Annotated in this window: 1 protein-coding gene; it reads right to left on the bottom strand. The window is 64.0% G+C overall.

The genetic code is table 11. The annotated features are described in order from the left end of the window. On the bottom strand, positions 1-247 hold a 247-nt coding region (locus tag FNJ47_RS52320; RefSeq protein ID WP_236000622.1), incomplete at both ends, for a helix-turn-helix transcriptional regulator.

Raw genomic sequence — 247 nt, 5'->3', positions numbered from 1 at the left:
GAGAGGGGCTCGCGAGGATCGCCGTCTGCGAGCGATAACGGCGCGAGCCACATTCTCGGTGTCATCACCCGCGAAAGCGGGTGATCCAGTATTCCAGAGACAGCAGTGCTTGAGCCGAGGGGCCGCGACATCAGCGCCACGACGGCGGAGCGGGTCTCGACGCCGAGCTTCTCGAAGATGTGAATCAGATGCGTCTTCACCGTCGCGAGACCGATGCTCAGGCACTCGCCGATCTCGCGGTTGGTCC

Source organism: Bradyrhizobium uaiense, from assembly GCF_010811875.1.
GTDB lineage: Bacteria > Pseudomonadota > Alphaproteobacteria > Rhizobiales > Xanthobacteraceae > Bradyrhizobium > Bradyrhizobium uaiense.
Note: the sequence above shows the minus strand (reverse complement) of the source record. Positions and strands in the feature narration are given on the sequence as shown.